At 41.3% G+C, this 16,101-nt stretch carries 11 protein-coding genes; 1 reads left to right on the plus strand and 10 read right to left on the minus strand.

Annotated features, from left to right (window positions below):
- Nucleotides 1-83: 83 nt before the first annotated feature.
- Nucleotides 84-551, plus strand: a complete 468-nt coding sequence (gene argR / locus PTET_RS13800) for a transcriptional regulator ArgR (protein ID WP_008114955.1) — start codon at nucleotides 84-86, stop codon at nucleotides 549-551.
- Nucleotides 552-608: 57 nt separating this feature from the next.
- On the opposite strand, the gene PTET_RS13805 is transcribed toward argR, so the two are convergent.
- The 10 genes from PTET_RS13805 to ampE all read right to left on the minus strand — a co-directional run bounded on the left by PTET_RS13805 (nucleotide 609) and on the right by ampE (nucleotide 16,077).
- Nucleotides 609-1,508: a Dyp-type peroxidase gene (locus PTET_RS13805; protein WP_013465923.1), complete on the minus strand. Its 900-nt coding sequence runs from the start codon at nucleotides 1,506-1,508 to the stop codon at nucleotides 609-611.
- A gap of 39 nt (nucleotides 1,509-1,547) precedes the next feature.
- Complete coding sequence (locus PTET_RS13810; protein ID WP_096038779.1) at nucleotides 1,548-2,600, minus strand: ABC transporter ATP-binding protein; 1,053 nt, start codon at nucleotides 2,598-2,600, stop codon at nucleotides 1,548-1,550.
- Nucleotides 2,601-4,232 carry an ABC transporter permease gene (locus PTET_RS13815; RefSeq protein WP_013465925.1) on the minus strand — a complete coding sequence of 544 codons (1,632 nt, stop codon included), beginning with the start codon at nucleotides 4,230-4,232 and terminating at the stop codon, nucleotides 2,601-2,603.
- Nucleotides 4,232-5,236 carry a Fe(3+) ABC transporter substrate-binding protein gene (locus tag PTET_RS13820; protein ID WP_013465926.1) on the minus strand — a complete coding sequence of 335 codons (1,005 nt, stop codon included), beginning with the start codon at nucleotides 5,234-5,236 and terminating at the stop codon, nucleotides 4,232-4,234. Before PTET_RS13820 ends, PTET_RS13815 begins: the two co-directional genes overlap by 1 nt.
- Nucleotides 5,237-6,156: 920 nt before the next feature.
- A complete protein-coding gene (locus PTET_RS13825) occupies nucleotides 6,157-6,843 on the minus strand; it encodes a tRNA-uridine aminocarboxypropyltransferase (protein WP_033103968.1) in 687 nt (228 codons plus the stop codon).
- 747 nt (nucleotides 6,844-7,590) lie between these two features.
- Entirely contained in the window at nucleotides 7,591-9,018 is a 1,428-nt protein-coding gene (gene lpdA, locus PTET_RS13835) for a dihydrolipoyl dehydrogenase (RefSeq protein WP_013465928.1), read from the minus strand.
- 163 nt (nucleotides 9,019-9,181) lie between these two features.
- Nucleotides 9,182-11,107 carry a pyruvate dehydrogenase complex dihydrolipoyllysine-residue acetyltransferase gene (gene aceF / locus PTET_RS13840; RefSeq protein ID WP_096038780.1) on the minus strand — a complete coding sequence of 642 codons (1,926 nt, stop codon included), beginning with the start codon at nucleotides 11,105-11,107 and terminating at the stop codon, nucleotides 9,182-9,184.
- 10 nt (nucleotides 11,108-11,117) lie between these two features.
- Nucleotides 11,118-13,784, minus strand: a complete 2,667-nt coding sequence (gene aceE / locus PTET_RS13845) for a pyruvate dehydrogenase (acetyl-transferring), homodimeric type (protein WP_024601738.1) — start codon at nucleotides 13,782-13,784, stop codon at nucleotides 11,118-11,120.
- 84 nt (nucleotides 13,785-13,868) lie between these two features.
- Complete coding sequence (gene pdhR / locus PTET_RS13850; RefSeq protein ID WP_008114937.1) at nucleotides 13,869-14,618, minus strand: pyruvate dehydrogenase complex transcriptional repressor PdhR; 750 nt, start codon at nucleotides 14,616-14,618, stop codon at nucleotides 13,869-13,871.
- Nucleotides 14,619-15,225: 607 nt separating this feature from the next.
- Nucleotides 15,226-16,077 carry a beta-lactamase regulator AmpE gene (gene ampE, locus PTET_RS13855; protein ID WP_096038781.1) on the minus strand — a complete coding sequence of 284 codons (852 nt, stop codon included), beginning with the start codon at nucleotides 16,075-16,077 and terminating at the stop codon, nucleotides 15,226-15,228.
- Nucleotides 16,078-16,101 lie beyond the last annotated feature (24 nt).

Raw genomic sequence — 16,101 nt, forward strand, 5'->3', positions numbered from 1 at the left:
GCAGCAAAACCTAAACAACTGCTGCATAAATATGCATTTTTGTGTAGAATTTGCAGTATCGACAACATAACTAATTAGACACTATGCAACCACAAGACAAACAAGAAGCATTGGTAAAAGCCTTTAAAGCACTTTTAAAAGAAGAGAATTTTGGCTCACAAGGCGAAATAGTTGACGCATTAAAAGAACAAGGCTTTGATAATATTAGCCAAAGTAAAGTGTCGCGGATGTTAAGTAAGTTTGGCGCGGTACGCACCCGCAATGCAAAACAAGAAATGGTGTACTGTTTACCTGCCGAAATGGGTGTACCAACCGCTAAAAGCCCGTTACGCCAGTTAGTTATTGACATTATGCATAACGAAATGATGATTATTATTCGCACCAGTCCTGGGGCTGCTCAGCTAATTGCCCGTTTACTTGACTCATTAGGTAAAGCAGATGGCGTATTAGGAACAATTGCCGGCGATGACACTATTTTTATTGCGCCAGCGAAAGTATCAGAAATAGACCTCACATTAGAGCGTGTGCGTATTTTGTTTGATACGGTTTAAACTCGTTTGGTTATCACTGTTACGGCTATACTAATACGTAGCCGTTACTGGCTTGTTTTATAGCTGCTTTAGAAATCGCACTGAGGGTGCAAAAAACGCAGAGCCCATATCTGCTTGAGTAAAATCAAGCCAATGGTCGTAATACTCCCCCTGCCCTAATCGGCTATTGAGTACTTTCTCGAACGCATCCCCTTTAGCCGAGCACGTAATCATTAACATCCCCTGCTCATACACGTCGCCATAAGGCATACTTTGATTTAGTAATAATGCTTGCCCCTGTTCATCTTTTAATTCACTTCGGGTTGCATGGCTGCTTTCAAGTGCGGGGCTTATTAGGGTATTGTCGAGACGAGTACGCCCCATTATTTGTTCTTGTTCTTGCAACGACAAGTGCTGCCATAACGTTAAGTCATGCTTATAGCGCTGAACATGAATATAGCTGCCTTGATCTTCAAAGCTATCAGGCTTATTAACGAGGGCCGTTACCCGTTTTTGACGACCATGCGGAGTATCGCCCGCATAAATAAAACCATTAAAATCACGGCCATCTAGAAAACGAAAATTACGAATTTGCTCCACCAGCTCAACATCAGGGTTGAAAAGTTTTAATATTTGCAATGCAAACAGGTGGTTTACATCTTCTCTGTCTGAGCGGATTTGTACAAATAAATCGCATGGCCTTGCACTCATCACAAAATCGCTATGGGTGATATTAGGAAAGCTTTGCAGCTCACTTGGCATATAATCGGGCAGAATGTGTGGCCAATATTGCGCGCCAATGGCGACCATACAAGAAAGCATAGATTCAGAGAACTGATCACTAAACTCATCTTCAATATCGCTCACTTTTTTAAGCTTAGCGCGAAGTGATTCGTCGTGACCATCAAGTACATTAAAAAATAAGTGCAAACCGTGTAAGTTTGCTTCAGCACAAATCCCTGATTGCGCTTGCGCCATTGTTATTCCTTACTTTTTAGAGCAAAACACAGCGATTAATTACGATTCAAAAAAATTCACCGTGTGCGGTTTTATTTTTATTATAACCTGTTCATTAATTTCAAATGACTGGCCATACTGGGCTGCAACTTCTATTTCTTGCTCAGCAATAACCACAGTGTATACATAAGCAGAGCCAATAAAGCGACTACTTAATATACTAACCCGCTCAGATTGCTGTTGAGTATCGTTATTACTAGCAAGTTCAAGTTGATGCGGACGCACATAAATAACGCCCTTATCGGCCACGCCATACTGCTGTGGCTGTATTGATTCAACCACCCCAAACTGCGTTTGATATTCAGTGGCGGTTAATACGGTTGCGCTTAAGTATATGCCCTGACCCAGAAACTCTGCAACCTCCTTTGAACGTGGTTTAGCAAAAAGCTGTTCTGGCGTACCTTGCTGCGCAATTTTACCTTGGTGCATAACCGCAAGTGTATCTGAAAAAGCAAACGCCTCTTCTTTTGAGTGAGTAACAAACACAGCCGATACTTGCTGCGCCTTAATAATGCGCCTAATGTCGGCAATTAACTCAAATCGTACTTGGGTATCAATATTAGAAAATGGCTCGTCAAGTAACAGTAAGCTAGGTTTATAAGCTAATGCGCGTGCAATCGCTACTCGTTGTTGTTGCCCACCAGAGAGTTGATGAGGGTACCTATCGGCGCAGCCCACCAAATGTACCAGCTTTAGCATTTCACTAACGCGTGCGTGTTTATCTGCTTTGCTCATGCCGCTTAGCCCAAACGCAATATTATTAGCCACCGTTAAATGCGGAAATAACGCATAGTCCTGAAACATCATGCCAATATTACGATGCTCTGGTGAAACAAACGTATTAGCATCACTGACTAGCTTACCATCAATAAATACCTGCCCTTGTTTGGCCTCAATTAAACCTGCAATCGCTTTTAATGTGGTCGTTTTACCGCAGCCACTGGCACCGAGTAAACACACTATTTCGTCTTTACCTAAGGTTAAATCTAAATTATCTATCACCTTAGTCCCGTTATATGCATAGCTCACGCCTTGTAAAATCAAACTACTCATTTAGCTACGTTGCTCCATTGAACGGTTAATAAAATATAACGGAATAAACCCCACCACCACAATAAACAAAGCCGATATAGAGGCCAGCTCTAATTGTTCATCGCTTACATACTGAAACACATGAGTTGCTAAGCTTTCAAAATCAAAAGGCCTTAACAACAAAGCTGCGGGTAGCTCTTTCATACACTCGATAAAGACCAATAAACCGGCGGTTAATAAGCCTCGGCGTAATAAAGGTAAGTGCACTAAGCGTAATGTGCGCCCTTGGCTTTTTCCCATTGACTGGCTTGCCATATCAAGGGAGGGACTAATGCGTGAAAAGCTCGACTCAATAGCTCCGTGTGCAACGGCGTAAAACCGCACTATATAAGCAAAAATAATAGTGAGTAAGCTACCAGTAAGTAATAAACCAATATCTAAATCATAAGGAGCTAAAGTGCGGTTGATAGTATTTTCTAATAGGGTGAGTGGCAACAATACCGCTATCGCTAATACTGTGCCGGGTAACGCATAGCCCGTACTGGCCAAACGCCCGGGTATTAATGGATTTGTTTGTTTAGCAATGCGCTGATAAAACACCACTAAAACACTCAGTATAATAGTCACCACACTGACTACAGCCGCCACTTTTAAACTTTGCCATGCATAGCTAAAAAACTCACTATTCCACGCTTGATCAAAATACATAACCGCGTATTTGAGCAATACAACCATTGGAATAATAAACGAAATAATTAAAATAAAGCTACAAAACCCCGTTGCTAGCCACGCAGATTTGCCTTTGAGGATATAAAGCGCCTCGCTGTTCACGCTCGATTGACGCTCAAATACCGCTTGGTTACGACGGCTAAAACGCTCGGTGATCAATGCTAAAAACAGCAATAACAACATCACCCCTGAAATTTTTGCTGCTGCAGTTAATGAATAATAGCCAAACCAAGTATCGTATACGGCAGTGGTTAATGTACTGACAGCAAAATAGCTTACAGTGGCAAAATCAGCCATGGTTTCCATGCTGATCAAAGCAAGTGCCGCTACAATGGCACCGCGGGATAATACAAGGCTGACTTTAAAAAAGCTTTTCCATGCATTTAGCCCCATTAACTGACTGGCTTGGACTAACTTAAAAGATTGTTCTCGCAGTGCAGTTTTAAAAATTAAATATAAATACGGGTAGAGTACCAGCGCAATCATAACAATAGCCCCTGGTAAGGTGCGTATATCAAAAAACCAGTAATCACTTGGCGACTGCCAACCAAACCACTCTCTTAGAGTTATTTGTACCGGCCCCGCATAATCGAGTAAATCGGTGTACACATAAGCAATAATATAAGTAGGCATGGCAAGAGGCAGCATCAATGCCCATTCAAATTGTTTTTTACCAGGAAAACGGCAATAAGCGGTTAACCAACCCAGCGGCAATGCAATGGCGCAACTAAGCAGCCCTACACCTAAAACAAGTAATACGGTATTGCTTATATAGTCCCACAGTACGGTATTCCACAGGTGGGTAAATACCTCTGAGTCGCCTTGTAAAGATTCTAATAGTAGGAAAAACAACGGGGTCGACAGCAATAACCCCGTCGACCACGCAATAAGCTGCCATTTTGACAGCTGAAATTTATAAGTCATTAAAGATCGAACTTCACCTCATCAATTAGCTTAAGGGCTAACGGACGATATTTGCTAATTTCATCAAGCGGTAAGCTGTCTTCCTTAAAGCTTCCCCATGATGCAACCAAACTAGAAAGTTTCACACCTGGCTTAACCGGATACTCCATATTGAGCGAGGCATACATATTTTGCGCCTTATTGTCTGTCATATACTCTATGAGTTTCAAGGCATTTTCAGGGTTTTTAGCATACTTAGTAATAACCGCACCCGATACATTTATATGTGATCCTCGGTCAGTTTGATTTGGAAAGTTAATATGAACGGCTTCAGCCCATGGTTTTTGTGCTTCGTCTTGCAGCATTTTGCCCAAGTAATAACTATTACCTAAGGCTAAATTACATAAACCTTCTTTAACCGCTTTAACTTGCGCTCGATCGTTACCTTGAGGTTTACGCGCTAAATTAGCTTTTACACCCTCAAGCCATGTTTTCGTCTGTGCTTCACCATGATGAGCAATCATAGAAGCCACAAGGCCTAAGTTATATGGGTGTTTGCCAGAGCGAGTACAAATTTGTCCTTTGTATTGCGGCTCAGCAAGCGCTTCGTAGGTAAGGTTAGGCAATGCGCCTAAACGCTCTTTTGAAGAGTAAACATTACGCACGCGCTTAGTGAGCGCCACCCACTGACCATCGCCATCACGAAATGCCGCCGGGACATTATTATTAACCAGCTCGCTTTCTATGGTTTGCGTAAGATTTAGCTCTTCTAATTGAATTAAAGCACTAAAGTTTGAGGTTAAAACTAAATCGGCTTTGCTGTGTTTACCTTCACGCTTAACACGTTCTATTAAGCCTTTTTTAGCAAACACCACATTGGTTTTAATGCCCGTTTGCTGTGTAAAATCGTCTAAAATAGGTTTAATTAAAAAAGGTTGTCGAAATGAGTAAATATTCACAACATCGGTTGCAACAGCCGGTGCTGAGGCAATTAACCCAACAACAAGCGCGAGTGTTTTTTTCATATTGTCTTACCTAACTAATAATTATTATCATTAATTTTACCGCGATGAACTAAAAAGTGCACACTTTATATAATCACTTCGTGATAAATACGCCCAAAAAAGAAAACCCTTGTAAGACATCTCTTACGCTTATGACAGCTAATGAGTAAAAACACTCTGTTCAACACCCCAAAAACATAGCAAGTTATTGTATTTTATATAATTTAAAAATATTTCATTTGTAAGAACCTAAACCATAAGCGGTTTTATCCTACATTTACTGCAAATCACTCTCTATAATTAACCCATAAATAAGCAACGACGCTTACCGAGTAAATGGAAACGGACTAACTACTCGAATACCAAGGTTTGGTTTTTAGGATAACAGGGATTTAAGGACAGGCTCAGGATGAGTATCGCAATGGAATGTTGCATAAGGGATAGCATCAGGATGATGCGTAATGGATAACAACACGGAAAAGTTGTTGCTAAAGGATAGGGAATAAAACGGACAGGCCTTAGGGCAACACAACGGAATGGTAGCAAAAGGAATGCACTCGGATGTGCAATAAGGATTGGTAATAGATTTTACCTTACAGGATGTTTTAGGGATTTATGGAGACAGGCCCGGATAGCCTATATTACATAGAACTAGAAAGTAATATTGTAATAACACGGAATGTAAAAATTGGAGTTGATTAGGTTCAATTGCAGGATGCAACAAAGTTAGAAGATTCCGCAAGCGCGACTAGAGATGGTTCGCGCTTTTCTTTTGCCTGAAAATCAGCGGTCAGCGGTCAGCGGTCAGCGGTCAGCGGTCAGCGGTCAGCGGTCAGCGGTCAGCGGTGAACAAACATTAAATCCAGCCTTTTCGTAGATTATATACATTCAAACTATGAACAAACATTAAATCCAGCCTTTTCGTATCAACATCTTGCAGTTTATTCCGGCCTGCCTTTGTTGCGCTTACCGAGTAAATAGGCGTCGCGAAATTTGATAAAATGCTGTTCTAATTTAGTACTCGCATCAACTTCACCAGCCAATGCCAATACCATAATAGCCACTTCTGCCGTACCTAACTGGTGAGCATGGGGTGCTACACGTAATCGGTAATCTGAGAGCTTTTGTGCGGTAATAGAAAGCACGGGCAAATTATCTAGATAAGGACTTTTGCGGATCATTTTTTTAGCTTCACGCCATGTACCATCTAAGAATATAAATAAAGGCGTTTTACCTGCAACAGGCTCTACTTGCGTTACTACTCTATCTGTTTCAACATCTTCTGCAGGAAAAATCACAAAAGGCTGATATTTATCATTATTCAATAATGCTAATAAAGCAGGATCTGGGGAGGTTCTATCCCAGCGAAACGCATAATTATCAGGGACTATTTCAGCAATTAAACGCCCTGTATTAGACGGTTTAAAACTTTCATTATGATACATCAGTAAACAAACCGCAGCGTCGCAACTTGCATACTCAGCGCCCTCACAAATACAGTAATGCTTGGCAATTAAGCATTGCTCACAGCGGTCCATCTTACCGCCCCGGGCATTAAACTCGCGTCGAGATTCACTTATTTGCTGGGCACGTAACGCTAAAACTGAATTTTTGAAACCTTGAGTCACTGTGGTTTATTACCTATAAATTGATGGCTGCGCATTGTAGCTAAAATAAAAGGGAATAGATATCAGCTATCAGCTATCAGCTATCAGCTATCAGCTATCAGCTATCAGCTATCAGCTATCAGCTATCAGCTATCAGCTATCAGCTATCAGCTATCAGCTATCAGCTATCAGCTATCAGCTATCAGCTATCAGCTATCAGCTATCAGCTATCAGCTATCAGCTATCAGCTATCAGCTATCAGCTATCAGCTATCAGCTATCAGCTATCAGCTATCAGCTATCAGCTATCAGCTATCAGCTATCAGCTATCAGCTATCAGCTATCAGCTATCAGCTATCAGCTATCAGCTATCAGCTATCAGCTATCAGCTATCAGCTATCAGCTATCAGCTATCAGCTATCAGCTATCAGCTATCAGCTATCAGCTATCAGCTATCAGCTATCAGCTATCAGCTATCAGCTATCAGCTATCAGCTATCAGCTATCAGCTATCAGCTATCAGCTATCAGCTATCAGCTATCAGCTATCAGCTATCAGCTATCAGCTATCAGCTATCAGCTATCAGCTATCAGCTATCAGCTATCAGCTATCAGCTATCAGCTATCAGCTATCAGCTATCAGCTATCAGCTCAAAATAAAAAACGATACCAACAAAAGCTAGTTTTGTTTTATCTATTTTTGAATTGGCGGCTATAAAAACAAAAACCCAGCAAAAGCTGGGTTTTTAAAAACTAAATTAAAAAGTTAAATTACTTCTTCTTTTTAACTGCTTTTTTGTTTGGTAAATCAGTGATTGAACCTTCAAAAATTTCAGCTGCAAGGCCGATTGATTCGTTCAATGTTGGGTGAGCATGAATTGTTAGCGCTAGGTCTTCACCATCTGCACCCATTTCAATACCTAGACCGATTTCGCCCAGCATTTCGCCTGCGTTAATACCAATCATAGCACCACCGATAATACGGCCGCTTTCTTTATCAAAAATAAGCTTAGTAGAACCTTCAGTACGTGAAGAAGCAATTGCACGACCCGATGCAGCCCAAGGGAATACTGCTGTTTCAATGCTTAAACCTTGCTCTTTCGCTTCTTTTTCAGTTACACCCGCCCATGCAATTTCAGGGTCAGTGTAAGCAATTGAAGGAATACACTTAGGATCAAAGTAATGTTTTTGACCAGAGATAACTTCTGCTGCAACATGACCTTCATGAACCGCTTTATGCGCAAGCATAGGCTGACCCACTAAGTCACCAATTGCAAAAATATGTTCTACGTTAGTACGTAATTGCTTATCAACGTTAATAAAACCACGCTCATCAACATTCACACCCGCTTTATCAGCGTCTAACATATTACCATTTGGTGTACGACCTACAGCAACAAGTACTTTGTCGTAACGTACTGGCTCTGCTGGTGCATTTTTGCCTTCAAACGTAACATATAAACCGTCGTCTTTTGCTTCAACGCCAGTTACTTTAGTTGAAAGCATCACGTTAAACTTGTCTTTAACATGCTTTTGGTAAATTTTTATGATGTCTTTATCAGCAGCAGGAACAAGTTGGTCTGCAAATTCTACAACATCAATTGCAGAACCTAGTGCACGGTAAACCGTACCCATTTCTAGACCAATAATACCACCACCTAAAACAAGTAGCTTTTCAGGAACATCTTTAAGCTCTAGCGCACCCGTTGAATCAATAACGCGATCATCTTCTGGGATGAAAGGTAAGTTTACAGGTTTAGAACCCGCAGCAATAATTGCGTTATCAAAGGTAATGGTTGTTTTACCGTCAGCGCCTTCAACGTCTAAAGTATTGCTACCAGTAAATTTACCGTAACCAGATACAACTTTTACTTTACGCATTTTAGCCATGCCGTCTAAGCCACCTGTAAGCTGGCCAACAACAGACTCTTTCCAAGAACGAACTTCATCTAAGTCAATTTTTGGTGCGCCAAAAGTAACGCCGTGAGATGACATTTCTGCAGCATCATCAATCACTTTAGCTACGTGTAAAAGTGCTTTAGAAGGAATACAACCAACATTAAGACATACACCGCCTAATGTCTCGCGAGATTCTACTAATGTAACTTCTAAGCCCAAGTCAGCAGCGCGAAAAGCCGCAGAGTAACCACCAGGACCACCGCCTAGTACAACAACTTGAGTTTTTAATTCGTTGCTCATGCTATTACCTTTATTGTTTGAACGGGACACAGCCCCAAAATTTAACTGCCATGTTTCTGCAAGGCAGAAAAGGGCATTTGTGCAAATATTGTATCATTGCAAATGATAAAAATCCCAGCTAAAAACAACTGGCTGGGATTTGATTTTACTCACTCTGTAGTGATCACATCACTAACTGGCGTATATCACTCATGTAACTTGCAAGAGTAACAGTAAAGCGTGCAGCAAGTGCACCGTCAATCACTCTATGGTCGTAAGACATTGAAAGTGGAACCATTAGCTTAGGTTCAAACTCTTTACCATTCCACTTAGGCTTCATTTCAGATTTAGACACACCTAAAATAGCCACCTCTGGTGCATTCACAATCGGCGTAAATGCCGTACCGCCAATACCACCTAGGCTTGAAATAGTAAAACAACCACCTTGCATATCTGATGAACTTAACTTGCCATCACGTGCTTTAACAGATACTTCCATTAGTTCACGAGAGAGTTCAATAATGCCTTTTTTATCAACATCTTTAAATACTGGCACAACCAAGCCATTAGGCGTATCAACCGCTACACCAATGTTGATGTACTTTTTAAGGATTAAGCTTTCGCCATCCTCAGAAAGTGATGAGTTAAATGTCGGGAACTCAGCAAGCGCTTTAGCTGCTGCTTTCATTACAAACACGAGTGGCGTAATTTTAACACCCAGCTTTTTCTTCTCGTTAAGCGCGTTTTGCTCTTTACGGAACTGCTCAAGGCTCGTGATATCCGCTTCATCAAACTGGGTAACATGTGGGATTTGCACCCAGTTACGGTGTAAGTTTTTACCTGATAGCTTTTGAATACGAGAGAGTTTTTTCTCTTCAATTTCACCAAACTTAGCAAAATCAACTTTTGGCCACGGAATTAATCCAAGCTCACCGCCACCGGCATTGCCTTTAGCTGCAGGTACTTGACCGGATTCAACTTGCTTAACCAGTTGCTTAACATAGTTTTGCACGTCTTCTTTAACAACACGGTTTTTACGACCTGTGCCTTTTACGTTCGCAAGGTTAATACCAAACTCACGTGCTAAACGACGAACAACTGGCGATGCATGAGCATAAGCGCTGTTGTTTTCAAAGCTTTCGGCACTTGCTTTTTCAGGCGCAGCAGTTGGTTTTGACACTGCTTGAGCCGCTGGCTTAGATTCAGCCTTTGGCTCGTCTTGTTTTGCAGGCGCGTCACTTGGTGCACTACCCGCCACTTCAAATACAAAAATCAGGGAACCCGTTTTAACTTTATCGCCTGTTGCTACTTTAATTTCTTTTACAGTACCAGCAAACGGCGCCGGTACTTCCATAGCAGCTTTATCGCCTTCAACGTTTAAGATAGATTGCTCTTCTTCTACGCTATCGCCAACCGCAACCATGACTTCTGTTACTTCAACTTCGTCATCACCAATATCCGGTACGCTAACTTCTTTAGTGCTTGATTCTGACGCTTTAGATGAAGCAGCTTTTTCAGTAGGCTTCTCTTGTGCTTTTGAATCCGCTGCAGGGGCACTTTGGTTATCACCACCTGACACTTCAAAAACAAATACTAATGAACCCGTTTTCACTTTGTCACCAGTATTTACTTTAATTTCTTTTACTGTACCGGCAAAGGGTGCTGGTACTTCCATTGCCGCTTTGTCGCCTTCAACGTTTAAGACAGATTGCTCTTCTTCTACGCTATCACCAACTGCAACCATAATTTCAGTTACTTCAACTTCGTCATCACCAATATCAGGCACAGTGACTTCTTTGATTGATGAAGCCGATGACGCAGCAGGTGCAGCTTCCTCGGTTTTTTCAGCTTCTTTAGAGTCAGCAGCAGAATCTTGCGCTTCACCTTCAAAGATGAACACTAAAGTGCCTGTGGTTACTGTATCGCCCACATTTACTTTAATTTCTTTTACCGTACCGGCTTGTTCAGCAGGTACTTCCATCGCAGCTTTATCACCTTCAACACTTAATAGTGATTGGTCAACTTCAACTTTATCGCCAACGCTCACTAGTATTTCGGTTACTTCTACTTCATCGCCACCGATATCAGGTACTTTAATTTCAATACTCATTGCAAACCTCTTATGCGTACAGTGGATTTAGTTTGTTAGTGTCGATGTTGAATTTTTTAATTGCTTCAACAACCACTGACTTTTCAACTTCACCACGTTTAGCAAGTTCAGATAATGTCGCAACTACCACGTAGCTTGCGTTAACTTCAAAGTGACGACGTAGGTTTTCACGGCTGTCTGAACGACCGTAACCATCTGTACCCAATACTTTGTAGTTACTGCTTGGGATAAATGAACGTGCTTGCTCTGCGTAGTTTTTCATGTAATCCGTTGCAGCAACAGTGACTGAATCGTTTAATACGCTTGTAATGTAAGCTGTTTTTTGCTCGCTTTCTGGATTAAGCATGTTGAAACGCTCAACATCTTGTCCATCACGCGTAAGTTCATTAAATGAAGTTACAGAGTAAACATCAGATGCAATACCATAGTCTTCGCTTAAAATTGCCGCCGCTTTACGCACTTCAGTCATGATAGTACCTGAGCTTAATAGCTGTACGTTGGCTTTTTTACCTTCGTAGCTTTCTAGCTTGTAGATACCTTTACGAATACCTTCTTCAGCGCCTTCTGGCATTGCTGGCTGATGGTAGTTTTCGTTCATTAGCGTTAGGTAGTAGTAAATGTTTTCTTGCTCTTCACCGTACATACGACGAATACCGTCTTGCACAATAACCGCTACTTCAAATGCATAAGTAGGATCGTAAGAAATACAGTTAGGTACCGTGTTTGCAAGAATGTGGCTGTGGCCATCTTCGTGCTGTAAGCCTTCACCATTTAGCGTTGTACGACCCGCTGTAGCACCTAATAAGAAACCACGTGCTTGTTGATCCCCTGCCATCCATGCCATGTCACCAACACGTTGGAAACCAAACATAGAGTAGTAAATGTAGAATGGGATCATCGGTAAGTCGTTGGTGCTGTATGATGTTGCAGCAGCAACCCATGACGACATTGCACCTAGCTCGTTAATCCCTTCTTGTAATACCTGCCCTGACGTTGCTTCTTTGTAGTAAGAAACAATATCACGGTCTTGAGGGGTGTAATTTTGGCCATGTGGGTTGTAAATACCGATTTGACGGAATAAACCTTCCATACCAAAAGTACGTGCTTCATCGGCAATAATTGGCACAATATTTTTACCAATACCTTTATCTTTTAATAAAATATTAAGAGCACGTACAAAGCCCATAGTGGTTGAAATATCACGCTTTTGCTCTTCAAGTAACGGCTTGAATGCGTCAACTTCTGGCAACTGTAACTTTTCAGAAAACTTAGCGATACGCGTTGGCGTGTAACCTTGTAATGCATCACGACGAGCATGTAGATACTTGTACTCAGGTGAATCTTTTTCAAGCTCTAAGTAAGGTAGCTCTTTTAGTTGCTCTTCTGATACTAAGTCATCTAAGCCTAAGCGTGAGCGTAAGTGAGCCACATGCGACATATCCATTTTCTTAACTTGGTGCGCAATGTTTTTACCTTCAGCCGCTTCACCCATGCCGTAACCTTTTACAGTTTTAGCTAGGATCACTGTTGGACGACCTTTCGTTTCTTCTGCTTTTTTAAATGCAGCAAACAGTTTTGAAGGCTCATGACCACCGCGCTTAAGGGCGAAAATTTCTTCATCGGTCATATCAGCAACAAGTGCTGCTGTTTCTGGGTAGCGACCAAAGAAATGTTCACGTACGTACGCGCCATCTTTCGCTTTATATGTTTGGTAATCACCATCAACAGTTTCGTTCATTAACTGTAGTAATTTACCTGTGGTGTCTTTAGCAAGGAGAATATCCCAACCGCTGCCCCAAACAAGTTTAATAACATTCCAGCCAGCGCCTTTAAATAGGCCTTCTAGCTCTTGAATGATTTTACCGTTACCCATTACAGGGCCATCTAAGCGCTGTAGGTTACAGTTAACTAAGTAACATAGGTTATCTAGCTTTTCACGGGCAGCAAAAGAAATAGCACCACGTGATTCTGGCTCATCCATTTCACCATCACCTAAAAACGCATATACACGTTGGTTTTTAGTGTCTTTTAAGCCACGGCCATCTAAGTATTTTAAGAAACGTGCTTGGTAAATTGAAGAAATTGGACCTAAGCCCATAGATACCGTTGGGAACTGCCAAAACTCTGGCATTAATTTAGGGTGAGGGTAAGAAGGTAAGCCTTTACCATCTACTTCCTGACGGAAATTATCAAGCTGCTCAGCACTTAAACGCCCTTCAACAAATGCACGCGCATAAATACCCGGAGAAATATGGCCTTGGTAATAGACTAAATCGCCACCATCAACATCATTTGGCGCTTTAAAGAAATGGTTAAAACATACTTCATAAAATGCAGCAGACGATTGGTAAGACGCCATATGGCCGCCTAAGTCGAGATCTTTTTTCGATGCACGCAATACAATCATAATCGCGTTCCAACGAATAATTGAACGAATACGGCGCTCAAGATTTACATCACCAGGGTAGGCAGGTTCTTGATCAACCGGGATCGTATTAACGTAGTTTGTGTTAATGCCAGTTGGCATATCAACACCGTCTAAGCGGGCTTGCTCTAACACTTGCTCAAGTAAAAACTGAGCTCGTTCAACACCTTCTTCGCGCACAACCGATTCAAGAGCTTGTAACCACTCTTGTGTTTCTAGCGCGTCTACGTCAATTTTATTGACTTCAGACATATGGAGGTTTCCTTATGTTTAAAATACTAATTTTATGTATTGAATACTTCACTGTTGAATCAAGTTAACAGTGAATGTACTTGCTTAATTTTGTTTGGTGCGTCTTAAACTACGTTCAATTCGCGAGTGCTCTTTACCCGCTTCAAGCAATGCTTCTTCAATATAGGCTAAATGCGCATTACTTGCTAAGCGAGCTTGTTCAGGATTACCGTCAATCACTGCATCCATTAATAAGCGTCTATGCTCGGCTAATTGGCTGCTTATATCTGACTTTTTAAGTAACACCGTTAAATTTTGTAAAACATTCTGCTCAAGTAAGCTTTGCATCCCTCTTACTAAATGCAGTAACACTACGTTATGAGACGCCTCAGCAATGCAAAAATGAAAGTCATTAATCGCTTTGGCTTTTTGCTTTAATTCATCTTTAGCTAATGCAATCTGATCAAAGCTCTGTTTTACTTTTGCAAAATCGTTACTTGTTCCGCGAAGTGCTGCGTAATAAGCCGCAATTCCCTCTAGCGCATGACGAAATTCTAATAAATCAAATTGCGATTCGGGGTGTTTACTGATCAAATCAAACAACGGATCAGTCAGTCCCTCCTCCAATTGATTTTTTACATACGTTCCACCACCTTGGCGACGGGTTACGAGCCCTTTTGCCTCAAGCTTTTGAATGGCTTCACGCAACGACGGACGCGACACTTCAAATTGCTTGGCGAGTTCACGCTCCGGTGGTAACTTTTCTCCTGGTGCTAACGACCCCTCAAGAATCATGTTCTCAAGTTGTTGTAAAATAACATCAGATAATTTTGCCGCTTTAATTTTTAAAGACATCAATCAACGTCCGCGTTGTATAAATGCTAGCAGCCCATTAAATAAGGCTTTTAACTGAATGACCTGACCAAAAGGTAAATTGGTCATACCAAATTTTGCCATACGTTATCAAAAACCGTAATTACTGTCAATTTACAGCAGTTTTAAAGCCCTAAGGCCAGCGTAACGTAATTTAAACAAAGTTCAAATAATACACAGATCACAGAGGGTAAAGAAAGGTTAATAAGATGAAAAACAAATGGTCAGACCAGCTAATTTTTAATTTTCGGGGTTCGGGGTTCGGGGTTCGGGGTTCGGGGTTCGGGAAGAGATTATTGGATGCTCCCTTTATATCAATAAGTAAAATCAAGATAAGTGTTTAATATTTACGAGGTAGACGCCGAGCTTGAAAAGCATAGCTTTAAATTATTTAAGCTCTACATTTGCTTCTAAAATATAAATTTTATTGTAATCGAGAGTTTACCTCCCGCATATTTAGGGTCTAGGTTAAAGATCAAAGGTTTTAAGCCCGTTCCCCGTTGCTCATTGCTCGTAGCCCGCCAACACCAAGCAAATCACAGTGCTTGGCTTAATTTCTACCTAATACCTAGAACCTAACCCCTGCTCTTTAACTTAAACCACCAAATAAAGTCATTAAAGCAATCAATACTAAGTAGAAAAGTACATTTCGCTTAACCAGTTTGATCATACAGGTGGCCTCAAAGGTGCAACCATAGTAGCGCTCTTCAACTTGTTCAGCCGCTAGCGCCGTATAAGTAACCACCTTGCGATTAGGGCTTGAAAAGTCAAACACGTAATGTAGCCAACAGCTAGTCCCTTTATTAAAGTTACCAATCACTAAATAGCCAAAACTGGTAATACGCGCGGGGAGCCAATCAAGCCAAAACAATAAACGGTGGAGGAGTTTAAAATGCTTAGCAATGACTTCATCACGGTTGTCACTCACTAAGTCGGCAAAGGTACGTACTAATGCATAAAAAACAGCACCAGCAACGCCCAATACCACAAACCAAAATATAACCGCACAATAAAATCGAAAGTTAACCCAAGCCAGCGTTTGCCCTAAGGTTTCGCCGCCTTGTTGCTCCTCTGTGCGTTTTTGCCCTAATTGCAAAGCGTATAAGGTAGCTGCAGTTTGATCCCCTCGGGTCAGTGCATTTAAATACGACTTATACAAAGCGCGTTGCTTAGCACAACCAAAACAAACGAGTAACACCGCCACATTAAAAACAAGCTGCCAAAGTACAAAGTCAGATAAAAAATACACACACCCAATAGCAATCACAGGCAGGAATAGCCAAATTAAAAACCCCGTAGCTGTGCCAAATAAACCTTTATTGGTCAATAAATTAACAGAGCGAGTTAAGTAGCCATTAGCGTAATAACTCATTTGCCAATGCGCAGAGCGAGCACCTAAACGCTCAAGTATCAGTGCTATTATTATTGAAACCAAAATCATGTTGTTACTCGCTTAATTTAGGGT

This window comes from Pseudoalteromonas tetraodonis, assembly GCF_002310835.1.
Taxonomy (GTDB): Bacteria; Pseudomonadota; Gammaproteobacteria; order Enterobacterales; family Alteromonadaceae; genus Pseudoalteromonas; species Pseudoalteromonas tetraodonis.